This window comes from Bradyrhizobium sp. DOA9 (genome assembly GCF_000617845.2).
Classification (GTDB): domain Bacteria; phylum Pseudomonadota; class Alphaproteobacteria; order Rhizobiales; family Xanthobacteraceae; genus Bradyrhizobium.
Window position 1 is genome coordinate 3,858,438 of record NZ_DF820425.1, and the last position, 21,223, is coordinate 3,879,660.

A 21,223-nucleotide genomic window follows, 5' to 3' on the forward strand; every position below is an offset into this window, starting at 1 on the left:
CAGCAAGACGCGTGCCGCGGCGAGGCGGCGCGCTCCGGGCGTCCGGTCATTAACCTCGATCTCAGGAAATGTTCGCACCGGGCCCTGCGATGCGACATCAGGCGAGGGAATTGCACTGCAGACGTCGTTAACCGTGGGAGCCCGAGCCATGACGAGAACCGCGACCGAGCCCGTCGAGGGAGGCGAAGGCGCAACCATCGACGCGGACGTCGCCATCGTCGGCGGCGGCCTTGCGGGATCGCTCGCGGCGGCCGTGCTGGCGCGGGCCGGCCATCGCGTCGCTCTCGTCGACAAGCGGGCGGTCCATCCGGACGAGTTCCGGGTCGAAAAGATCAGCGGCCATCAGCTGGAATTGCTCCGCAAGCTCGGCTTTCTCGACGCGCTCGAAGAAGTCGCTTGCCGATATGATCAAGTGCTCAACATCCGTGAGGGCAAGGTGGTCGATGTCAGTGTCGGCCGGGCTTACGGATTTCCCTATGCCGATCTCGTCGCCATGGCGCGTCGCCAGATTCCCGATCCCACCAGCCTGATCGTCGACGAGGTCACGGCGATCGACAACAGCGACGACGTCCAGCATCTCGAGCTGGCCTCCGGACGGCGCGTGACGGCGCGCCTCGTCGTTCTGGCCACGGGCATGGCGGGGGCCCTGGGCTACAAGCTCGGCATCAGGCGGCGTGTTCTGGCCGAGCGCCATTCGGTTTCGTTCGGCTTCACGATCGCTCGCAAGGACGGCAATCCGTTCGATTTCGAGGCGCTGACCTGTTACGGCGAACGCACGGCGGATGGCATCGACTATCTCAGCCTGTTTCCCGTCCGCGCCGGAATGCGTGCCAATCTCTTCATGTTTCGCGATCCGACCGATCCGATCATGCGCGAGTTGCGCCGCGAGCCGGAGGCGACAATCTTGCGCCTGCTGCCGGGATTGCGGAGCTATCTCGGCGATTTCCGTGTGACCGACCGGGTGCAGAACTGGGTGATGGACCTGACCGTCGTCGAGGGGCATCTCCAGCCCGGAATCGTGCTCATCGGCGATGCGTTCCAGACCAATTGTCCCGCGGCCGGAACGGGTGTCGCCCGTCTTCTGGTGGACGTCGACCGTCTTTGCACCGAATATGTGCCGCAATGGCTCATGACCGCAGGCATGGACCTGGACAAGATCTCGCAGTTCTATGCCGACCGCGACAAGATCGCGGCGGATCAGCAGTCGCTGAAGATGGCACGCTTCCGCCAGGCGCTGACCTCGCGCAACGATATCGGCTGGGACGTGCGGCGACGGTTGCACTTCCTGCGGCGCAGTCTTGCACACCGCGTCGATCAGATGCATCCGGGCTGGCTTGGGCGGGTCCGCGGCGCGTTGCGCGCCTGAGCTCTGCGACGCCGGCAGGTCAGCGCGTCGGCCTCGGCGTGTGGGCGGGCTGAACCTTGAGATCCGAGAGCCGCTTGGCCGCCAGCTTGAGCCAGGGCGCCTGCTTCAGCCCGAACAGGGCGATGGCGCCTATGGCGCTGCCGACCTGCGTCACCTCCCACACCGGCGAAGGCTGTGCCCCGAACGATTTCTTGTAGGGCTCGTCGCCGATGGTGAAGTCGAGCATCTGGTCTCCGCGCTCGATACAATCCCGCGCCACCTGTTCGAACATCAGCGCGCCGATCGACTGGCTCTTGTAGCCGTCGATGTCGAAGGCGCTCATGATGATGAGGAAGCTGCCGCGGTGGCACAATCCGAGCACGGTGGCGATCACTTCGCCGTCCATCTTCATGGCATAGAGGCGGACGAAGGAGCCGAGGCCCCGAACGGAGACGTCGGAATAGAAGCCGTAATATTCGGGGCGCTGCAGCAGGTCTCCGTCGCCCTGTGCATGAAAGCGTGGGCCGCGAAACTTCCTCATCACGTCCATCGCCTCGAGCACGCCGGCGCTGTCGCCGCAGCATGCGAAGCTCAGCGCCCCCTTCTTCTGGAGCTGACGGTATTTCTTGGCGAGCTCCTTCTGGTAGGAGCGATCCAACGCGCTGGCCCGCCATTGCTCGTACGGTGCGACCAGAACCGTGGCGTAGGCATTGGTGTTCATCGAGACGCGGCGGGACGTCGCCAGCAGGTCTTCGATGGGAAGCCGTCCGTCGGGCAGCTTGGCCATCCGGAGCAGATCAAAGGGGCGGACAAGGCGGCGAATCTGCGCGCATGCGGCCGCATCGCGGAGCAATTGTGCGAACACGTCCGGGCTGCAAACCGGCGCCAGATAGTCGGAAACGCGGAGGTCGGCGAACTCGACGGTTCGTATCGGACCGCGCCGGATCCGGAGCAGGGGCAGCACCATCGCAAGTACACCGGTGTTGCGGTAACGCACCACGACGACCAGAGCTGTTGCACCCGTTTCAGGCACGAGCCTGGTGTAGAGGCTATGCAGCCAGACCGGATGCTGGAACGCGGTGGCAGCCGAGCGATCGAACAGCTCCGCATATTCCGGAGACAGAAAGTCGAACGACTTCTCGACGGCGATGTCGAACGTGTTGCTGGGCTTGTTCATGAGCAATCAGGAAAACCGGGGCATTCGCGAGCGTCGCTCGAACCGTAACTGCGCTTATAGCAAAGGGCGTTACAGGTCGGACACCAGCACCGCGCGATTTGCGCCAATGCGTTCAACCATGCTCGTATGGTTAACATATTGCCAAATGGTCGGGCTCCAGCGCGAGTGCGGGTCTCTCAGAGTCGCACCCCGGTGGTAGCAAACGCCTGCGCGGCGGGCTCCTGCATGCGATTGAGGATCGCCATCCCGGCAAGCGCGATCACAACGGCCGCGACGCAGCCAAGCAAAAAAGCCTTCATCCTCAGCCTCCCTCGATAGGACCAAGCCATCTATACGACAGGGCTTGCGGCGAGCAAGCGCGACGCGGCGATCGCCGTTCAAGCGGAGCATCCCGCGAACCGGCTGTTTGCGCTGCACGATCCGGAACGGATGCAGGCCTTGCAAGTTTTCTGCAAGCCCAGTCAGCGCATCGGAGGTCTTGCGTGAAATTTCCGAGAACGATCCTGTGCTTCGCGGCACTTTGTCTTGTCGAGGGTGCCCTGGCCCAGCCCGCCCAAACCAACTCGCCGGCGACGCAAACGCCTCCCGAAGACAAGGGCCAACTCCAGCCGCAAGGTTGGACGGGCCCGATCAACACCGGCTCGGGTGGTGCGCCGCCCGAGAGCCCCCAGGGCCAGAGTCCGCCTGGAATGCAGGCTGCGCCGGAGGGGTCGTCCAAGACCACGACCGCCCCGGCCAAGTAGACCGTTTCAGGATATTCATTTCCATTGCCTGTTCTGGCAATCTCGAGAGGGTGGATGTCAGCAGGCGGCCAGGAATGAACAGATCATCTCTGTGCACCAAGGTGGCCGCGGTGCTGTGGACCATCCTTGCCGCGTCGTCGGTGCAGGCCGACATGGTCGGACACGGCGGCCCAATACGGTCTCTCGCCATTTCGCCTGATGGCGACAGCCTTCTGTCCGGCAGCTTCGATACGGCCGTCATCCGCTGGTCGCTCAGGACGGATACCGCCGAGCAAGTGCTGCGGTATCATGCCGATGGCGTCAATGCCGTCGTCTTTCTCAAGGACGGCCGCATGATCACGGCCGGCGCCGATGCGCGCATTGCGGTGTGGGAGGCGGGCCGGCCGGAGCCGGACCGGGTGCTGGAGGGACATGTCGCACCCATCGCGGCGCTTGCGGTGTCGCCCAATGGGACGCTTCTCGCATCGGCGTCATGGGACCGGACGGTGCGGCTCTGGTCGCTGTCGGACGGCACCTCCCGCGTGCTCGAAGGGCATACGCAGAACGTCAACGGCGTCGCTTTCCTCCCCGACGGCCGGCTCGTCAGTGTCGGCTACGATCTTGCACTGCGCATCTGGCGTCTGCCGGATGGACAGCCCGACATCGTGACGTTGCCGGCGCCGCTGAACGCGGTGACTGTCGCGCCGGACGGCGAGATCGTCACAGGCGCCGTCGATGGCAGGCTGCGCATGCTGACACCGGACGGCAAGGTCAGCGGCGAGGTCGAGGCCAGTCCGACACCGGTGGTGGCCTTGGCCATGTCGGCGGACGGTGCGCTGATCGCTGCGGCCGGGATCGGCGGCTCCGTGGCGATCATCGAGCGCAAGTCGCGCATCCTGCTGCGCAGCCTGGTTGGTCCCGGGCTGCCGGTGTGGGCGGTCGCCTTCCTTGCCGATCGCGAGACACTGATGACGGGTGGTGCGGACGGCAGGATCAGGCGCTGGAATGCGCGCACCGGCAATCCCATCGGTTCAAGCCTGATCGGCACACCGGCCGATCCGCTTGCGGCCTACGCCGGCGATCATGGCGCCGACGTGTTTCGGGCGTGCGTTGCCTGCCACACGCTCTCGGACAAGGAGGTGCAGCGTGCGGGTCCCACACTTGCGGGACTCTACGGCCGCAAGATCGCCTCGCTGCCGGGATATCGCTTCTCCGATGCGCTGAAGGCGATGGACATCGTCTGGACGCCGGAAACCGTCGCAAGATTGTTCGAGATCGGGCCGAATGCCTACACCCCCGGCACGAAGATGCCGGAGCAGCGCATCGGCTCGGCCGAGGACCGGCGCGCGCTCACCGAGTTTCTGGGCCGCGCGACCTCGCGCTGAAATTCGCTCAGATCGAGTCCCAATTATCCATCGGGAAATCCCTCATTTCGGGATGCTCCTTGAGGATCTGAATGACGTCGATCGTGGGGTGCTCCTTGAGCGCTTCCGCCACGCAATGGTTGACGTATTTCCGGCGCGACAGCCACGCGATCTTCTTGCCCTTGGCTTCGGCCTTGCAGGCGACGATCGCCTGCTTCACCGCCGTTTTCTGCGCCTTGGTCATAGGAGGCGCGGCAGCTTCGGCCGCTCCGCCGGCGACGGCGAAGAAGATCATGGACGTCGACAGAGCTGTGATCAAACGAGACATGGTGATGCTTCCCTGGTTTTCCGACCCCTTTAGAAGATGCCTGTTCGCCTTGCTTAGTCCTTGCCGTTGCGTTCGCGGAGATAATCATCCGTCGTTCGCGGCGGCGTGCGTTCCGGAACGCCCTTGAACGGATCGAATTGCTGTTCGCTCATGACCACGACGCGGCAGTCTGCGCACATCCTGAGCGCCTCGATCCGCTTGTCGCCGGCCGGGTACATCCAGTGCCGGCCTTCGAGCTTGGCCGCAATGCGGTCGATCGTGCTTTTGACGCCGAAGGGCGTGCCGCAGCGGACGCAGAGTGCGGGCTCCTCTTCCTTGATCACAGCGGCGGGCGCGCGCGCGGCGCGGAAATCGATCTGCGGCTTGAGGCTGATGACCTTTTCCGGACAGGTGCTCTGGCAAAGGCCGCACTGCACGCAGGCGTCCTCGATGAATTTCAGCACCGGTCGCTCGGGGTCGTCGCGCAGCGCGCCGGTCGGGCAGGCCGAGACGCAGGAGAGGCACAGCGTGCAGCCCTCGGTGTCGACGCTGATGGCGCCGATCGGCGCACCTTGCGGCAGCGCGATGACGTCGACCGGCTGCGGCGCCAGCCGGTGCAACTCGCCCAGGGCGAACCGCAAGAGATCGCGCCGCTTGCCGACGGTCTTGAAGGTTGCCGGCGTCGCGACAGCAGTGAGCGCGCCGATATCAGTCAAATGCTGGCCGAGCGCGTCAGGATCATCGGTCTCGATGCTGGCGAGGCGACGGCCCGCAAATCCAAGGCCGCCGAGGATCGCCTCGCTCATCGCGATCGTCTGCGTCAATCCTGTTACGTCGTGGCGCGGCTTGCCACGGAGCAGGAAGCGCACGGCGGAGACGCCGTAGGCGAAGGCGCCGACGATGGCCTCCAGCCCCACCTGCGTGAGCTCGTTGACGGCAAAGGGAAGCACGTTCGCCGGCAGGCCATCGCCATGCCGCGCGAGGGCGTCGATCAGCGGCGTACCGTGCGGGCTGTCATGAAAGAGCAGCACCGCATTTGCGCCGCCGGCCTCGCGATAGGCGAGCAGCATGGCGCGAAGTCGCTGGAGCTGCGTATCGGCGGGCGGCAGCGTGTAGGAGACCGCGCCGGTCGGGCAGGCCGCCGCGCATTGGCCGCAGCCCGCGCAGATGTTCGGATCGATTGCGACGTGGTCGCCGACCGGCGTGATCGCCCCGGTCGGGCAAAGATCGAGACAGCGATGGCAGCCCGTGCGCTTCGAGCGCGAATGGGCGCAAAGCGAGGGCGCGACCTCGACATATCTGGGCTTGTCGAAGCTGCCGACGAGATCGCGCGCGGCCAGCACGGCGCGCAGCACCGCGGCGGGATCTTTCGCATCGGCGCGGAGATAGCCGTCGCGCAGGTCATGAGCAGGAAACAGCGGCGGGCCGCCGGAAAGATCGAGCACGATATCGCAGCGCGAGGTCACCCCGCTTCGCGGCGGGTCGAGCACGAAGCGATCGCGCGAGGAGGGGCGGGGAGGCGCATAATCGTCGATTGCAAGCTCGAACGCGCCGAGATGTCCCTTCGCGGAGCGGATCGTGCCCTTCACGATCGGGAACAATGTTGCCGCCGGCGGCACCGTGTCGTCGAGCTGCTTCAGCATCACCGTGACGTCGAGGTGATCGGCAAGCAGGCGGCCGGCCTCGATCGCGGCCTCATCGCGTCCGTAGATCAGGATGACGCCCTCGCTCGACAAGGTGACGAGCGGATAGTCCGGGGCCGGGATAGCGGCGGATGCGAGCAGGGCGGCCATTTTTGGACCCGCTCGCGCGCCGTCGCGGGACCAGCCGGCCGTTTCGCGGATATTGACGAAGCTGATCGCCTCACGCCGCTCGCCGGCCTCGTCCGAAAACTGCGCGGCCTGCTGCGTGCAGGCGACCGTCAACACGCCCTCCGTCGCGGCCATCTTGCGGAAATGATCGAGCTCCGCCCCGCAGAGGTGGCGAAAGCTCCTGACCTCGCTGCTCGGGCATCCGCGCCGGATCGCAGCCACGTCGAGGGGCATCGTGTCTTCGCACGAGCAGATCAGGACGGTCTTCGACGGCTGCTCCAGGTTAAACCCTCCGCCATTCGGACCGACGACGGACTCGCGCCGGCCGTTCGCCTCGTATAGACATTATCCATTGGGAAGAAAAGGAAAGTGGAGGACGGTCTGCCGTCGATCCCAGTGAGCCATGTTTCCGCGGCGGAACCGATCCACCTGCCGCCGCCCTTCACATTGGTGCGATTGCGCGAGAGCGGCGACGCTTTTGCCCATGCATGCCGCATCGCACCGGAGAGCGGCGCCGGAACGCTCGTCTATGTCGGCCGCTTCGACCTCGCCGAGTTCGCCGTGGTGCTCGAGCCGGCCGAACCGTTGCGCAGTGCGCGGCGCGCGTTCTACGCAGGCATGGTCGCGCTGACCGACGCGCTTCGCGCCTACGCGCCGCCGAGCAAGCCGATCACGATCGGCTGGCCGGATGCGGTCAGGATCGACGGGGGACTGGTCGGCGGCGGACGGTTGGGCTGGCTGTCCGGAGCGGACGAGGACGCGCCGCCGCCCTGGCTGGTGTTCGGCGCCATGATACGGACGGTTGCCATGAACGATGACGATCCAGGCGTCCACCCGCTGGCCTCGGCGCTCGACCAGGAAGGCTTTGGCGAAGCGGGCGCGGCGCAGATCACGGAGAGCTTCGCCCGGCACCTGATGCTGGCGCTGGACGGCTGGCGGGTCGACGGCTTTGACAGTGTCGCGCGCGACTATCTCACGCGGATGCCGCGTGAAAGGCAGACGGTGCAGCGCATCGACGATGGCGGCGACCTGCTGACGCGCCGCATCGGGACGGATATGACCGAACGAAGCGACCTCGTCCGGGCGCTCGCTTCGCCGTCCTGGCTCGATCCGGCCCTCGGAGGACCGCGCCTGTGAAGCTCCTGCGCACCATCGCGCTCGATCCCTCCGACACCTTCGTGTTCGACGTGGCGGCGGAGCCGGGCGAATGGGCCGTCTCCGGCGCCTTCCGCTTCTGGGATTGCGACGGCGGGAAGCTCGAGGGCAAGGCCCGCGCGGCGTTTCGCGGCGGTTTCCTCGGGGTGCAATCCTGGGGCTGGTCGACGCTGGCGCAGATCGTTCCGGCGACGGCAGACGATTATCATGGCCTGGTCGATCTGCTGGCGAGGCAATTGGTCGACCGTTTCGGTGCGCCGGACATGGCGGCGGCGAAAACGGCCGCGGAAGAGGAGGTCGCTTTCGCGCAATCGCTCTGCAGCCATCCCATCAGCTCGCTGATTGCAGTGCACCGCACGTCGAGCGACGGTGAGGTTCGCGAGTCGTTCCGCCGGCTGCAACTCCGGGAGGGGCAAGGACACAGCAAGGCGTTCTCGTTCATGGAGATGGAGGACGACGTGCAGCCGGACGGCGATCTCAGGCTTGCGGATCTGCGCCGGGAGCCGACCGTCAGATGAACGATTTCTGGATCGCCTGTGGTCACCACCTGCTCGATCGCGACGAGGGCGGCGGGCTGCGTGTCACCGACGAGTTTCTCAAAGCCTATTTTGCCCGCCCCGAGCTGATGCCGCCGGACGAGGCATGCCCGGTCGAACGCCGGCTGCACCGCGATTTGCTCGCCGACCCGCGCCAGGTGGTCAGCGCCGGCGAGATCGCCGCGATCCTCGATCCAGATGCCCGGGAGAATTGGCAGTTCGTGCTGGCGTTTCGCGATCTTCTGCTGCGGCATCCGACGCTCGAAGCCGCTTATCTCGCCTGGCTGCGCTCGGGGGCGAACGATCTGCCGCCGCTGTTCGTCAACCAGCTCGTGCACGTCATCCTGCGCAACGCGCTCGATGGCTGCGACGACCCGTTCGTGCTGCGCGCGGCCGAACTGTTCTTCCGGACCCAGCGCATCCTGCCGCATGAGCAGGCGCTGTTGCTCGGAGACGAGGAGGTCGTCGGCGGCCGGAGCCCGACCCCGGTGCTTTCGCTGATGTCGATGCTCGGCGCCACCACCGATGCGGTGGTGGAGGTGTTGAGCGAGGACAATGCCGGGGCCTATTGGCACCGCAGCGACCAGTTCGACATGGCCCTCGACCTGACCGCGGACGGCCGCGGACCTGTAGCGCTGGCGCAGGCGATGACGCGCTGGATCTCCCATCTGCTCGGCATCGACGTCGTGATCGAGCCGCTACGGGCGCTGCGCGAGGCAAAGCTCACCTGGTATGTCGGGCTCGATGCCGATGCCACGAGGCTCGGTGATCGTCTGTGGCACGGCGAAGAGCTCGGCGAGCGCGACGCCGCTCGTGTGCTCGCGCTGTTCCGCCTGACGTTTGCGGATTCCACCCGTGCCCTCGACGATGTCGGGGATGAGCCGGTCTACCTGATCCTGTCGATGACGGCGGATCAGAAGCTCCGGATGAAGCCGCAGAATCTGCTGACGGGGCTGCCGGTGAAGCACCTGGAGATGGCGACATGAGCCCTGCGGCATTGCCATCGCTCTCGATTGCCGTCGGCGTCGTCGTCGAGCGGCGCAAGGCCAATTCGCCTTGGGTCGATTTCGTCTGGCGCGGGATTGCCGTCCTGCCGGACGAGCCGTCGACGCAATCCTGGACCGTGCTTCGCGAGCAGGACGGCACGACCCTGTTCTATGCCGGAAGCGCGTCCGTCGATCTCTATCCCTCGGAGACGGCGCGCTATCGCGACAATCTCGCCTCGGGAAGTCCGAGCGTCTGGATCGTGCTGTCGCCCTCGGATGGCGCCTGGCCCTATGCCATCGCCGCGGTGACCGCCGACCCCGCCGAGGGCGAAGGCTTCACCGAGGCAGCCGACAACCTCGTCGAGGCCGTGCCGATGCCGGAGGTGCTGCGCGAGGCGATTGAAAGCTTCATCGCCGAGCACCATGTCGAGCGGGAATTCGTCAAGCGCAAGCGGCGCCGTGCCGACCCGGAGGCGCTGGCGCGGCGCGAACATGAAGGCGGACAGGAATGAGTGAGGAGGAATTCCTTGCACGTTGGTCCCGCCGCAAGCGCGAATCGCAAGCGGAGCCGGCAAAGCCTGCCCCGGCACAGCCGACGGCGCCGTCCGAGACCAAAGAGGACGAGACTGAGCTCGATCTGTCGGGCCTGCCGTCGATCGACGAGATCAATGCTGCCACCGACATCACAGCATTTCTCGCCAAGGGGATTCCTCGCGACTTGAGCCGTGCGGCTCTTCGCCGCGCTTGGGCGACCGATCCCGCGATTCGCGACTTCGTCGGGCTTGCGGAGAATGCATGGGACTTCAACGATCCGACGGCAATGCCGGGCTTTGGCCCGCTGGATTGCTCCTCGGACGAACTGGCAGCACTGGTCGATCGCATTGTCGGCGGCGTGCGGGAGGCGGCCCAGTCTCTCGCCGAGGCATCGATCGAACCAGCGAATTCCTCGGCAGAATTGCAGCGAGCCGATGGGCCGGTGACCGCCAATATGGTCGAGGCGCCGGATGAGACGGAGCGCCAGGCAATGGCTGCCGCGGTGCAACCGGCAGTGGGTGAAAGATCTGCGAATTCTGCGGAGCCGGTCAGGTTCCGTACGCACGGTGGTGCTCTGCCGCGCTGACCACGACCAAAGGCTATAGGGACAGGCTATGGCAGGCGATTGACCGTTGCCGGAACCCGGTTTACGCTACCTACTGCTTTGTAACAAAAGCGATAATCAAGCAGACGGGACTTGGATGGGAGGTCCACGTGCGAGATGACGGGCTTGATCGAGCGATCGATGCCGCAGGCGGCATCGCTCAGCTTGCACGCAAAATAGGCATCAGCCAGCCCTCCGTATCGAATTGGACCCGTGTGCCCGCACAACGGGTGATTGCGGTCGAAACGGCGACCGGCGTATCCCGGAACGATCTGCGGCCCGATCTTTACGGCGAGCAAGCCGGCTCCGCCGAGCTCGTCGATCCCATCGACGCGGCGCGTGCGCGCGAATACGCGCTGCTGGCGGTGCTGCTGTCTGCGCCTCCGTCGAAGCGCCTGCTCGATCAACTCGCCGCGCTCAGCGGTGACGCGACGCCGCTCGGGCGCGCGCATGCGGCGCTTGCGGAGGCCGCCTCCAGCGCCGTCCCGGCGAAAGTCGAGCGGGAATATTTCGACCTGTTCGTCGGGCTCGGCCGCGGCGAATTGCTGCCCTATGCCTCCTATTATCTCACGGGCTTTCTCAACGAACGGCCCTTGTCGCGCCTGCGCGGCGACCTGATGACGCTCGGCATCGAGCGTATCGCCAACAATTCCGAACCCGAAGATCACGCCGCCATCCTGTGCGAGATCATGTCGGGCCTCGCCGAGGGCCGCTTCGACGCCTCGGCGGAGGCGCAGCGCGCCTTCTTCGAAAAGCATGTTTCGCCCTGGATGGGGCGGCTGTTCGCCGACATGGAGAACGCGGGGGATGCCCGTTTCTATCGCGCGGTCGGCGCGCTCGGCCGCACTTTCATCGAAATCGAGACGGAAGCATTCACATTCGCCAGCTGACCGAGGCGCCTCGGTCCGGGAGAGATGCGATGAGTAACGAGACGAAAGCAAAGGTCGGACGCCGCGATTTCCTGCGCAAGGTCGGCTTGGGCACGGCCGGCGTCGGCGCGACGCTTGCGACGCCGTTGGTCGGGGCCGCCCAGGCCGACAGCGAGACCAACGATGAGAAGCGCAAGGCGCGCTACAAGGAATCCGATCACGTCAAGACGTTCTACCGCGTCAACCGTTATCCGGCCTGACAGGGAGGCTGCCCGTGCTTATCAAGCGAACACACCAGCGTTCCGATCGCCGCGGATCCGTCGCCGACTCGCTTGCGAGCCAGGGCGGAGGACTTGATCGCCGCACGTTCCTGCGTAAATCGGGCCTCGCCGGCGGCGCGCTCGCCGCGCTCGGGGCCATGCCGGTCGGCAATGTGCGCAAGGCGGAGGCGGCCGCAGCCGGCCCGCTCGCGGCCGGCGCCACCGTCAAGAAGAGCATCTGCACGCATTGTGCCGTGGGCTGCACGGTGACGGCGGAAGTGCTCAACGGGGTCTGGATCGGGCAGGAGCCGAGCTGGGATTCGCCGATCAACCGCGGCTCGCATTGCGCCAAGGGCGCCTCGGTGCGCGAGCTCGTGCACAGCGATCGCCGCCTGCGCTATCCGATGAAGCTGGTGAACGGGCAGTGGACGCGCGTGTCGTGGGACATTGCGGTAAACGAGATCGGCGACAAGCTGCTGCAGGTTCGCGAGAAGTCGGGCAGCGATTCCGTCTATTGGCTCGGCTCGGCCAAGATGACCAACGAAGGGGCCTATTTGTTCCGCAAGTTCGGCGCGTTCTGGGGCACCAACAACACCGACCACCAGGCGCGGATCTGCCACTCCACCACCGTCACCGGCGTCGCCAATACCTGGGGCTACGGCGCGATGACGAACAGCATCAACGACATGCGCAACTCCAAGACGATGCTGTTCATCGGCAGCAACGCGGCGGAAGCGCATCCCGTCAGCATGCAGCACCTGCTCGAATCCAAGGAGATCAACAAGGCGAACTTCATCGTCTTCGATCCGCGCCTGACCCGCACCGCTGCGCATGCCACCGAATATGTCCGCATCCGTCCCGGCACCGACATTCCCGTGCTCTACGGCATGATGTGGCACATCCTGAAGAACGGCTGGGAAGACAAGGAATTCATCGCCTCGCGCGTCTACGGTTTCGACGACCTGCGCAAGGAGGTCGAGAAATGGAATCCGCAGGAGGTCGAGCGCGTCACCGGCGTTCCCGCCGCGCAGCTCGAGCGCGTCGCCAAGACGTTTGCCACCGCCAAACCCGCGACCATCATCTGGTGCATGGGTCAGACCCAGCACACCGTCGGCACCGCCAACGTGCGGGCGAGCTGCATCGCGCTGCTGATGACGGGCAATATCGGCAAGGCCGGGGCCGGCGCCAACATCCTGCGCGGCCATGACAACGTGCAGGGCGCGACCGATGTCGGCCTCGATATCGTGACCTTGCCGTTCTATTACGGCCTCGCGGAAGGCGCCTGGAAGCACTGGTCCCGGGTCTGGGAAGTCGACTACGACTATCTCGTCTCCCGCTTCGACGAGAAGAAGCAGATGGAGACGCCAGGCATCCCGCTGACGCGCTGGTTCGACGCCGCGCTGTTGCCGAAGGCCGACGTCGCGCAGAAGGACAACGTCAAGGCCGTGTTCGTGCAAGGCCACGCCAGCAACAGCATCACCCGCATTCCCGAATCGCTGAAGGGCCTGAAGGCGCTGGAGCTGCTGGTGATCGCCGATCCGCACCCGACCACCTGGGCGTCTCTGGCCGTCGAGGCCGGACGCAAGGACGGCGTCTATATTCTGCCCGTGGCGACGCAGTTCGAATGCACGGGTTCGCGCGTCGCCTCCAACCGCTCGATGCAGTGGGGCGAGCAGATCGTCAAGCCGATCTTCGAATCCAAGGACGACCTCGAGATCATCTATTTGATGGCGAAGAAGCTCGGCTTCGCCGACAAGATGTTCAAGAACATCAAGGTCGAGAACAATCTCCCGGTCGCCGAGGACGTGCTGCGCGAGATCAACCGTGGCAGCTGGTCGACTGGCTATTGCGGTCAGTCGCCGGAGCGCATCAAGGCGCACATGAAGAACCAGCACAAGTTCGACCTGGTGACGATGCGCGCGCCCAAGGACGATCCGGAAGTCGGCGGCGATTATTACGGCCTGCCCTGGCCGTGCTGGGGCTCGCCCGAGGTGAAGCATCCCGGCTCGCCGCTGCTCTACAACAACAATCTGCACGTCATGGACGGCGGCGGCGCATTCCGTCCGCGCTTCGGCATCGAGCGCGAGGAGAAGCTGCCGGACGGCACGACGCGCAAGGTGAGCCTGCTCGCCGACAAGTCCTTCTCCAAGGGCTCGGAGATCGAGGACGGCTATCCCGAGTTCACGCTGGCGAGCCTGAAGAAGCTCGGCTGGGACAAGGATCTCACCGAGGCCGAGATGGCGACGATCCAGCGGGTCAACCCGGCCAATCCGGATGCGGTGTCCTGGGCGCTCGACCTCTCCGGCGGCATTCAGCGCGTCGCGCTGAAGCACGGCTGCGTGCCGTTCGGCAACGGCAAGGCGCGCATGAACGCGTTCGGTCTGCCGGATCCGATCCCGGTGCATCGCGAGCCGATCTACACGCCGCGCGTCGACCTCGTCGAGAAATATCCGACCTTGCCCGACGCCAAGCAGTTCCGCCTGCCCAACATCGGCTTCTCGGTGCAGAAGGCGGCGGTGGAGAAGGGGATCGCCAAGCAGTTCCCGCTGATCCTGTCCTCCGGGCGTCTGGTCGAATACGAAGGCGGCGGCGAGGAAACCCGCACCAATCCGTGGCTTGCCGAATTGCAGCAGGACATGTTCATCGAGATCAGCCCGGCTGACGCCGCCGATCGCGGCATCAAGGACGGCGGCTGGGTCTGGGTGAGCGGCGCCGAGAACAACTCGCGGGCCAAGATGAAGGCGCTGGTGACCGAACGCGTCGGCAAGGGCGTCGCCTGGATGCCGTTCCATTTCGGCGGCTGGCTCGGCGGCAACGATTTGCGGAAGAACTATCCCGCCGGCACCGATCCGATCGTGCTTGGCGAGAGCGCCAACACGATCACGAGTTACGGCTACGATCCTGCAACCGGCATGCAGGAGCCGAAGGTCACGCTTTGTCAGATCGTCGCAGCCTGAGAGGAGCACGCACATGGCTCGAATGAAATTTCTCTGCGACGCTGATCGCTGCATCGAGTGCAACGCCTGCGTCACCGCCTGCAAGAACGAGCACGAGGTGCCCTGGGGCATCAACCGGCGGCGCGTCGTCACCATCAACGACGGCAAGCCGGGCGAGCGCTCGATCTCGATGGCCTGCATGCACTGCACGGACGCGCCCTGCGCGGCGGTGTGTCCGGTGAACTGCTTCTACACCACGGCCGATGCCGTGGTGCTGCACTCCAAGGACCTCTGCATCGGCTGCGGCTATTGCTTCTACGCCTGTCCGTTCGGCGCGCCGCAATATCCGAAGGTCGGAAACTTCGGCTCGCGCGGCAAGATGGACAAGTGCACCTATTGCGCCGGCGGCCCGGAGACCGACGGCAGCAAGGAGGAATACGAGAAATACGGTGCGAACCGGCTGGCCGAAGGCAAGCTGCCGCTGTGTGCCGAGATGTGCTCGACCAAGTCCTTGCTCGCCGGCGACGGCGAGATCATCGCGCAGATCTACAAGGAGCGCGTCATGAAGCGCGGCTATGGCTCGGGTGCGTGGGGCTGGAAGACCGCCTATCGCGAGACAATCGAGTCCTGACGTGGGCAGTCGACGGGCGCGCAAGACCGGGGAGGACGTGATGGCGTCGTTTGGAAGGTTCATTCGTCTGGCGCTGGGCGCCTGGGCGCTGCTTCTGTTGGTGAGCATGGCGTCCGCGAGCGCTCAGCAGGTCAATCCGACCGCGAGCTCGGTCAAGGAGCAGCAGCTCCTGCAGGAGCTCAACCGGATCCAGGGCCGCGTCAGCATTCCCGATCAGCGCTCCGGCGTGCTCGAGCAGCCGCAGGGGCGGGAGTGGCGGGACTTCCGCAACGTGACGCTGCGCTGGATCGGCGGCATCGCCATCCTCGGCATGATCGCGGCCATCGTGATCTTCTATCTCAAGGTGGGGATGGTGCGCCTCGAAGCCGGACGGTCCGGCCGCACCATCGTGCGCTTCAACGCCTTCGAGCGCTTCGTGCACTGGCTGACGGCGACCTGTTTCATCGTGCTGGCCATTTCCGGGCTGAACATCACGTTCGGCCGGCCGCTCCTGCTGCCGCTGATCGGTTTCGAGGCGTTCTCGGAATGGTCGCAATGGGCCAAGTACGCGCACAATTATCTGAGCTTCCCGTTCACGCTCGGCGTCGTCCTGATCTTCCTGATGTGGATCGGCGGCAATATCCCGAACAAGGTGGATATCGAATGGGCCAGGCGCGGCGGCGGACTGATCGGACATGACCATCCGCCGGCCTATCGCTTCAACGGCGGCCAGAAGATGATCTACTGGATCGTCGTGATCGGCGGCGGACTGGTCGCAGCGTCGGGTTACGCGCTGATGTTCCCGTTCTACGGCACCGGGATCGAGGGCATGCAAATGGCCCAGATCGTTCACTCGATCGTGGGGGTGCTGTTCGTCGCGGCGATGATCGGGCACATCTATATCGGCACCATCGGCATGGAAGGTGCGTTCGCGGCCATGGGCTCGGGCGAAGTCGACGTCAACTGGGCGCGCGAGCACCACAGCCTCTGGCTCGACGAGCAGATGGCGCGAACGGGACCGAACGACGGGCCGCGGCAACCCGCACCCGCGGCGGCAGAGTAGGGCGGTTCTTGCGCGGCCGGGCCGGCCTACCGGGCCGGCTCTTTCGCGAACAAGACGGAGCGGTCCTGCAGCTCCTGCTCGGGAAGCTTGTCGGCCTTTCCCGTCTGCATGTCTTGAATGGACGCCATGCCGGGCTGCCCGACATGAGGCACTGCATGCGGCCTGAACACGCTGTTGGCCGCACCGGCGAGAAGCATGGCTGCAATAAGCGAGAGCATGAGGAGTTTCATGCGCGTCTCCGTCTGCCATCTCCACCCGCCACGATGAATACATCCGGCTCGTCAAACCCGATGTGAGCCGCTTCACAGCGATGGGTTCCACCTGCGGGCTCCCCGGCGACCGTCAACTTCGTCGTCGAAGTGGATATCTGCTTGCCAATGCAAGCGCCTCATCCCGCACCGGCACTGCGATCGGCTGAGACGGAATTCTTCCATCAAGCCAGCCATTTGGCCCGCATTTCGCCGGCTCGTCAGGCGCCGGCGCGAAACTGGTCCGGCTCTTGCTCTTGCCAGTATGAGAGATTTTGGTAAACGTCATACTGTAAAGGCGGGCGAATGGAACGAGCAGCGGTGCGGACTTTGCGGGCGGTCGAGCCCGGAACGGCGGTGCTGCTTGGCGGGCTCGTCGCCGCCAACCTCGCCGCATGGGCGTGGGCCTTCACGCTGTTCGGCGAGCGGCCGACGGTGATGGCGACCGCCTTGCTGGCCTGGGTGTTCGGCCTGCGTCACGCCGTCGACGCCGACCACATTGCCGCGATCGACAACGTCGTGCGCAAGCTGATGCACGGGGGTGAAACGCCGCGCAGCGTCGGCCTCTATTTCGCGCTCGGCCATTCCACCGTGGTGGTGGTGGCGACCTTGCTGCTGGCACTGGGCGTCGTGAGCCTTGGCGGCGACAGCCTGCTCAAGGAGGTCGGAGGCCTCGTCGGCACCTCGGTCTCGGCGCTGTTCCTGCTCGCGGTCGCCGCGATCAATCTCGTCATTTTCGCCGGCTTGTGGCGGACGTTTCGCGCGGCGCGGGAGCAGGGCGTTCACGATGCTGCGCAACTTGATGCGCTGCTTGCCAGCCGCGGCGTGCTGGCGCGGCTGCTCGGCCCGATGTTCCGCCTGGTGACGAAGCCCTGGCACATGTACCCGCTCGGCTTCCTGTTCGGCCTCGGCTTCGACACTGCGACGGAGATCAGCCTGCTCAGCATCTCCGCCAGCGAAGCCGCGCGCGGCGCCTCGCTCGCCGATGTGCTGGTTTTCCCCGCGCTGTTCGCTGCCGGCATGGCGCTGGTCGACACGGCCGATTCCGCGCTGATGGTGAGCGCCTATCGCTGGGCCTTCGTCGATCCCTTGCGCAAGCTCTGGTACAATCTCACGATCACCGGCGCCTCCGTGGCGGTCGCGCTGTTCATCGGCGGGATCGAGGCGCTCGGCCTGATCAGCGACCGGCTCGGCCTCTCCGGCGGCGCATGGGCGCTGGTCGAGGATCTCAACGAATCGCTTGCCAATGTCGGCTTCGTCGTGATCGCGCTGTTCGCGGCCGCATGGCTCGTCTCGGTCGTGCTCTATCGCCGCATGTTCGCGAATGGCCGTCGCCGCGCCGGCACGAAAGTTTTGGAATGTGCCGATGCGACCGAGGCGGCCTGAGCCCGGTCGTCGCGGCGGCGCTTTGACGGCACTTTCGGTCTTGGCGCTGCTCGCGGATGACGGCCGCGCCTTTGCACAGAGCAATAGCGCCTCACGCGAGCTGCCGCCGATCGAGGTCAGTGGCGGCGCCGCGCCCGGGCGCAAGATGCCGGTCGCATCGCGCCGTATCGGCAGACCGACCGCGGCCGGCCGCCGCATCTTCGTGGCTCCCGCAACGATGCAGGCGGCGGATCCGCGCAGTGCCGGCTCGGGTGCAAAGGCTGCAGCCGGCATGGCCAGCGAGATCACCGTTTCCGGCGAGGAGATCAACGCGCGCCCTTTCACGCGGCCGGGCGAGGTGCTCGAGGCCGTGCCGGGTCTGATCGTGACGCAGCATTCCGGCGAAGGCAAAGCCAACCAGTATTTCCTGCGCGGTTACAATCTCGACCACGGGACCGATCTGGCGATCATCGTCGACGGCGTCCCCGTCAACATGCGCACCCACGCCCACGGCCAGGGCTATGCCGATCTCAACTGGCTGATCCCGGAGACCATCGCCGCAATGGACGTGCGCAAGGGACCTTACTTCGCCGACGAAGGCGACTTCGCCTCGGTCGGAAGCGTTCACATCGGCCTGATCGACAGCACCCGGAGGCTGGCGCAGGCGAGCGCCGGCAGCTTCGGTTACCGCCGTCTGCTCGGCATGGATTCCGCGAAGGTCGGCGACGGTTCAATCCTGGTGGCCGGCGAGATCGGCACCTACGACGGCCCCTGGGACAATCCGGACAATGTGCGAAAGCTCAACGGCCTCGTACGCTACAGCCAGGGTACCGCGACCGACGGCGCATCCGTCACCGGCATGGCCTACGTCAACAAATGGAATTCGACCGACCAGGTGCCGCAGCGCGCCATCACGGGCGGCCTGCTCGGCCGCCACGGTTCGGAAGATCCGAGCGACGGCGGCCATGCCAACCGTTTTGCGCTGTCCGGGCGCATCGCGCAGACCGATGACGCGGGGGCGTGGAAAGCCAACGCCTATCTGGTGAAGAGCCAGCTCGACCTCTTCAACAATTTCACCTACGTCCTCGACGATCCGGTGCTCGGCGACCAATTCCACCAGCACGACGACCGCGTGATGGCGGGCGCCAACGTCTCGCGCACGCTGAACGGCTCCCTTGCCGGCCTGCCGATGCAGACCACCTTCGGTCTGCAATCGCGCTATGATGCGGTCGACCTCGCGCTCACCAACACGTTCCAGCGCGGCTTCATCGGCAATATCCGCAGCGACAAGGTCGGCGAGGGCAGCGTCGGGGTCTATGCCGAAAACACGGTGCGCTGGACCGACTGGCTCAGGACGACATTGGGCTGGCGCGGCGATTATTACGCCGCCGACGTCACTTCTCTGTTCAACGCCGCAAATTCCGGCCGCACTGACGCCGCGCTCGGCAGCCCGAAATTCAGGATGGTGCTTGGTCCGTTCAACCAGACCGAATTCTTCCTCGGTGCCGGCTACGGCATGCACTCCAACGATGCCCGCGGCGCGACCACGACGGAAGATCCCGCCGATCCCGCGACACGGCTGACGCCGTCGCCGCTCCTGGTGCGCACCAGAGGCGCGGAGATCGGTGTTCGCAGCGGGATCGTTCCCGGCCTCGACAGCTCTCTCAGCCTCTTCATCCTGGACCAGGATTCCGAGATCCTGTTCTCCGGCGATGCCGGCGATACGTCGGCAACCCGCGCCAGCCGCCGCTACGGCTTCGAGTGGACCAACCATTACCGGCCGCGGTCCTGGATCGACATCGATGCCGATCTCGCAATGACGCATGCGCGCTTCCGCGGCCATGACGACGAGCAGGCCGCGGTCTATGCCTCGCTCGCCGGCTATCCCGAGGCACAGATCGGCAATGCACCCGGCAACTACATTCCCAACGCCCCGGCAATGGTGGCATCGGCCGGAATAACGCTCGGCGAGAAGACCGGCTGGTTCGGCAGCGCGCGCTGGCGCTACATCGGCTCACGCCCGCTGACGGAGGACAATGCGTTCCGCTCGCGGCCGACCGGCATCGTCAACGCACGGATCGGCTACCGCGCCGAGAACGGCTGGCGCATCCAGTTCGACGTGCTCAATCTCTTCAACAGCAAGGCGGACCAGATCACCTATGCCTACGGCTCGCTCTTGAAGACGGACACGCTCTACAATCTCTGCGCAGCCAATGCCGCCCCGGCCGCCGTCTGCCGGAACGGCGTCATGGACTATGTGTTGCACCCGGTCGAGCCGATGGCCTTTCGGGTCAGCATTGCAGCGAGCTTCTAACCTCAGTCGGGCCGCGAATCGCGAAAAGTCCGTTCGCCGGTGATGATGGCGGATAGCATGCTCTGGCGGGACATGATGTCCTCACGCAGCGCCGCGTAGATGTGCAGGATGACGAACACGACGATGAACCACATGCCGAGATGATGCAGCGTGTGAACGTCCTGGCTGTTCGGAAAGATGCTGAAAACCCAGCCGAACAGCCGATACCAGAGACTGTCGATGCCCGCGCCTTCTCCATAGAGCGCGAATCCGGTCAAGATCATTCCGACCATTGCCATGACGAACAGGAACATCGCGACGTTGGCGAGTGGGTTGTGGCCGATATACTTTTTCGGGTAGCGCACCAGGAAGAGATACCAGCGCAGCTCGTAGAGCAGGCCCCAGCGCCAGATCCGGTTGTAGAACGGCAGCGCGAAGAGTTGCCGCGCGTAACCGTTGCCGACGAACGCCCAGTACACGCGATAAAGGAAGGCCACCGCCAGCACCTGCCCCGAGGCGAAATGGATGAAGCGGATGTAACCCATCGTGTACCAGTTGGAGGCCTCGCCCGGCATAGACGGCAACGGTGAGGCGATCAGATAGCCTGATATCACGAGCGTCGTGATGAGGGCGGCGTTCAGCCAGTGCCAGATCCGCACCGGCGCTTCGTACACATAGATCGATTGGCGATTGGTCCCGACGGCGCCGACCGCATCGAGCGTGCCGGGAATCTCGGTCATCTCAGTCATCGATTGCTCCTGCCCCCAAGCGATCCGACGCAGCAACAAACGAATCGGCTGACCCTTCCGACAGTATCGCGCGCGGTCCTCTGCAAAATCCCCGCAGCGAAAAAATTTCTTGCAGCGCGTGATGCGGCGCATGATGCGACGCGTTGGAAACAAGCTTTGTCTCGCGATGGAAATTCACCTCTCAGACACTGCTTGAAACTGCTCGCTCTTTTTTTCCGCGCGGGCAGGCGTTCTGCCAATTGTTGCGCGCGAGCACGATCGATATCGTCGCGTTCGCGGCTTCATTCGC

21 protein-coding genes are annotated in these 21,223 nt (G+C 65.3%); 15 read left to right on the forward strand and 6 right to left on the reverse strand.

The window, feature by feature from the left end:
- Positions 1-148 precede the first annotated feature (148 nt).
- The gene (locus tag BDOA9_RS17885) at positions 149-1,366 is read left to right on the forward strand and encodes an FAD-dependent oxidoreductase (protein WP_025035331.1); all 1,218 of its coding nucleotides are present in this window, start codon (positions 149-151) and stop codon (positions 1,364-1,366) included.
- Between the two features lie 19 nt (positions 1,367-1,385).
- Here BDOA9_RS17885 and BDOA9_RS17890 read toward each other — a convergent pair whose 3' ends face one another.
- Complete coding sequence (locus tag BDOA9_RS17890; RefSeq protein ID WP_025035332.1) at positions 1,386-2,522, reverse strand: GNAT family N-acetyltransferase; 1,137 nt, start codon at positions 2,520-2,522, stop codon at positions 1,386-1,388.
- A 176-nt stretch (positions 2,523-2,698) separates the two neighbouring features.
- Complete coding sequence (locus BDOA9_RS39900; protein WP_256375397.1) at positions 2,699-2,821, reverse strand: hypothetical protein; 123 nt, start codon at positions 2,819-2,821, stop codon at positions 2,699-2,701.
- A gap of 183 nt (positions 2,822-3,004) precedes the next feature.
- On the opposite strand from BDOA9_RS39900, the gene BDOA9_RS37985 reads away from it, so the two are divergent.
- Together BDOA9_RS37985 and BDOA9_RS17895 are read left to right on the forward strand one after the other, a co-directional pair.
- Positions 3,005-3,265 (forward strand): hypothetical protein, encoded by a 261-nt coding sequence (locus tag BDOA9_RS37985; RefSeq protein ID WP_152033342.1) that lies wholly within the window; start codon positions 3,005-3,007, stop codon positions 3,263-3,265.
- A gap of 74 nt (positions 3,266-3,339) precedes the next feature.
- Complete coding sequence (locus BDOA9_RS17895; protein ID WP_025035333.1) at positions 3,340-4,629, forward strand: c-type cytochrome; 1,290 nt, start codon at positions 3,340-3,342, stop codon at positions 4,627-4,629.
- A gap of 7 nt (positions 4,630-4,636) precedes the next feature.
- Here the strand turns inward: BDOA9_RS17895 and BDOA9_RS17900 are convergent, their stop codons facing one another.
- Both BDOA9_RS17900 and BDOA9_RS17905 read right to left on the reverse strand, forming a co-directional pair.
- Positions 4,637-4,936 (reverse strand): hypothetical protein, encoded by a 300-nt coding sequence (locus tag BDOA9_RS17900; RefSeq protein WP_244521488.1) that lies wholly within the window; start codon positions 4,934-4,936, stop codon positions 4,637-4,639.
- A gap of 53 nt (positions 4,937-4,989) precedes the next feature.
- Complete coding sequence (locus BDOA9_RS17905; protein WP_025035335.1) at positions 4,990-6,960, reverse strand: 4Fe-4S binding protein; 1,971 nt, start codon at positions 6,958-6,960, stop codon at positions 4,990-4,992.
- 135 nt (positions 6,961-7,095) lie between these two features.
- Here BDOA9_RS17905 and BDOA9_RS17910 point away from each other — a divergent pair, with 135 nt between their 5' ends.
- The 10 genes from BDOA9_RS17910 to BDOA9_RS17955 all read left to right on the forward strand — a co-directional run bounded on the left by BDOA9_RS17910 (position 7,096) and on the right by BDOA9_RS17955 (position 16,279).
- Positions 7,096-7,863: a biotin/lipoate--protein ligase family protein gene (locus tag BDOA9_RS17910; RefSeq protein WP_152033343.1), complete on the forward strand. Its 768-nt coding sequence runs from the start codon at positions 7,096-7,098 to the stop codon at positions 7,861-7,863.
- Positions 7,860-8,399, forward strand: coding sequence for a DUF6505 family protein (locus BDOA9_RS17915; protein WP_025035337.1), 540 nt, complete (start codon positions 7,860-7,862; stop codon positions 8,397-8,399). The genes BDOA9_RS17910 and BDOA9_RS17915 overlap by 4 nt, the downstream gene beginning before the upstream one ends.
- Entirely contained in the window at positions 8,396-9,403 is a 1,008-nt protein-coding gene (locus tag BDOA9_RS17920; protein WP_025035338.1) for a DUF6352 family protein, read from the forward strand. The genes BDOA9_RS17915 and BDOA9_RS17920 overlap by 4 nt, the downstream gene beginning before the upstream one ends.
- Positions 9,400-9,915 carry a DUF3305 domain-containing protein gene (locus BDOA9_RS17925; protein WP_025035339.1) on the forward strand — a complete coding sequence of 172 codons (516 nt, stop codon included), beginning with the start codon at positions 9,400-9,402 and terminating at the stop codon, positions 9,913-9,915. The genes BDOA9_RS17920 and BDOA9_RS17925 overlap by 4 nt, the downstream gene beginning before the upstream one ends.
- A complete protein-coding gene (locus tag BDOA9_RS17930; protein WP_025035340.1) occupies positions 9,912-10,523 on the forward strand; it encodes a DUF3306 domain-containing protein in 612 nt (203 codons plus the stop codon). The genes BDOA9_RS17925 and BDOA9_RS17930 overlap by 4 nt, the downstream gene beginning before the upstream one ends.
- 128 nt (positions 10,524-10,651) lie before the next feature.
- Positions 10,652-11,431: a molecular chaperone TorD family protein gene (locus BDOA9_RS17935; protein ID WP_025035341.1), complete on the forward strand. Its 780-nt coding sequence runs from the start codon at positions 10,652-10,654 to the stop codon at positions 11,429-11,431.
- Positions 11,432-11,460: 29 nt separating this feature from the next.
- Positions 11,461-11,670 (forward strand): twin-arginine translocation signal domain-containing protein, encoded by a 210-nt coding sequence (locus BDOA9_RS17940; RefSeq protein WP_025035342.1) that lies wholly within the window; start codon positions 11,461-11,463, stop codon positions 11,668-11,670.
- A gap of 14 nt (positions 11,671-11,684) precedes the next feature.
- A complete protein-coding gene (locus BDOA9_RS17945) occupies positions 11,685-14,627 on the forward strand; it encodes a formate dehydrogenase subunit alpha (RefSeq protein ID WP_025035343.1) in 2,943 nt (980 codons plus the stop codon).
- Between the two features lie 13 nt (positions 14,628-14,640).
- Positions 14,641-15,237: a formate dehydrogenase FDH3 subunit beta gene (gene fdh3B / locus BDOA9_RS17950; protein ID WP_025035344.1), complete on the forward strand. Its 597-nt coding sequence runs from the start codon at positions 14,641-14,643 to the stop codon at positions 15,235-15,237.
- 40 nt (positions 15,238-15,277) lie between these two features.
- On the forward strand, positions 15,278-16,279 hold the full coding sequence (locus tag BDOA9_RS17955; protein ID WP_025035345.1) for a formate dehydrogenase subunit gamma: 1,002 nt from the start codon (positions 15,278-15,280) through the stop codon (positions 16,277-16,279).
- Between the two features lie 26 nt (positions 16,280-16,305).
- Here BDOA9_RS17955 and BDOA9_RS17960 read toward each other — a convergent pair whose 3' ends face one another.
- Complete coding sequence (locus BDOA9_RS17960) at positions 16,306-16,509, reverse strand: hypothetical protein (RefSeq protein WP_025035346.1); 204 nt, start codon at positions 16,507-16,509, stop codon at positions 16,306-16,308.
- Positions 16,510-16,833: 324 nt separating this feature from the next.
- Between BDOA9_RS17960 and BDOA9_RS17965 the strand changes: the two genes are divergently transcribed.
- Positions 16,834-17,913, forward strand: coding sequence for a HoxN/HupN/NixA family nickel/cobalt transporter (locus BDOA9_RS17965; protein ID WP_025035347.1), 1,080 nt, complete (start codon positions 16,834-16,836; stop codon positions 17,911-17,913).
- On the forward strand, positions 17,894-20,206 hold the full coding sequence (locus BDOA9_RS17970) for a TonB-dependent receptor (RefSeq protein WP_025035348.1): 2,313 nt from the start codon (positions 17,894-17,896) through the stop codon (positions 20,204-20,206). The genes BDOA9_RS17965 and BDOA9_RS17970 overlap by 20 nt, the downstream gene beginning before the upstream one ends.
- Positions 20,207-20,208: 2 nt before the next feature.
- On the opposite strand, the gene cybH is transcribed toward BDOA9_RS17970, so the two are convergent.
- Positions 20,209-20,925: a Ni/Fe-hydrogenase, b-type cytochrome subunit gene (gene cybH, locus BDOA9_RS17975; RefSeq protein ID WP_445291824.1), complete on the reverse strand. Its 717-nt coding sequence runs from the start codon at positions 20,923-20,925 to the stop codon at positions 20,209-20,211.
- Positions 20,926-21,223: the final 298 nt, after the last annotated feature.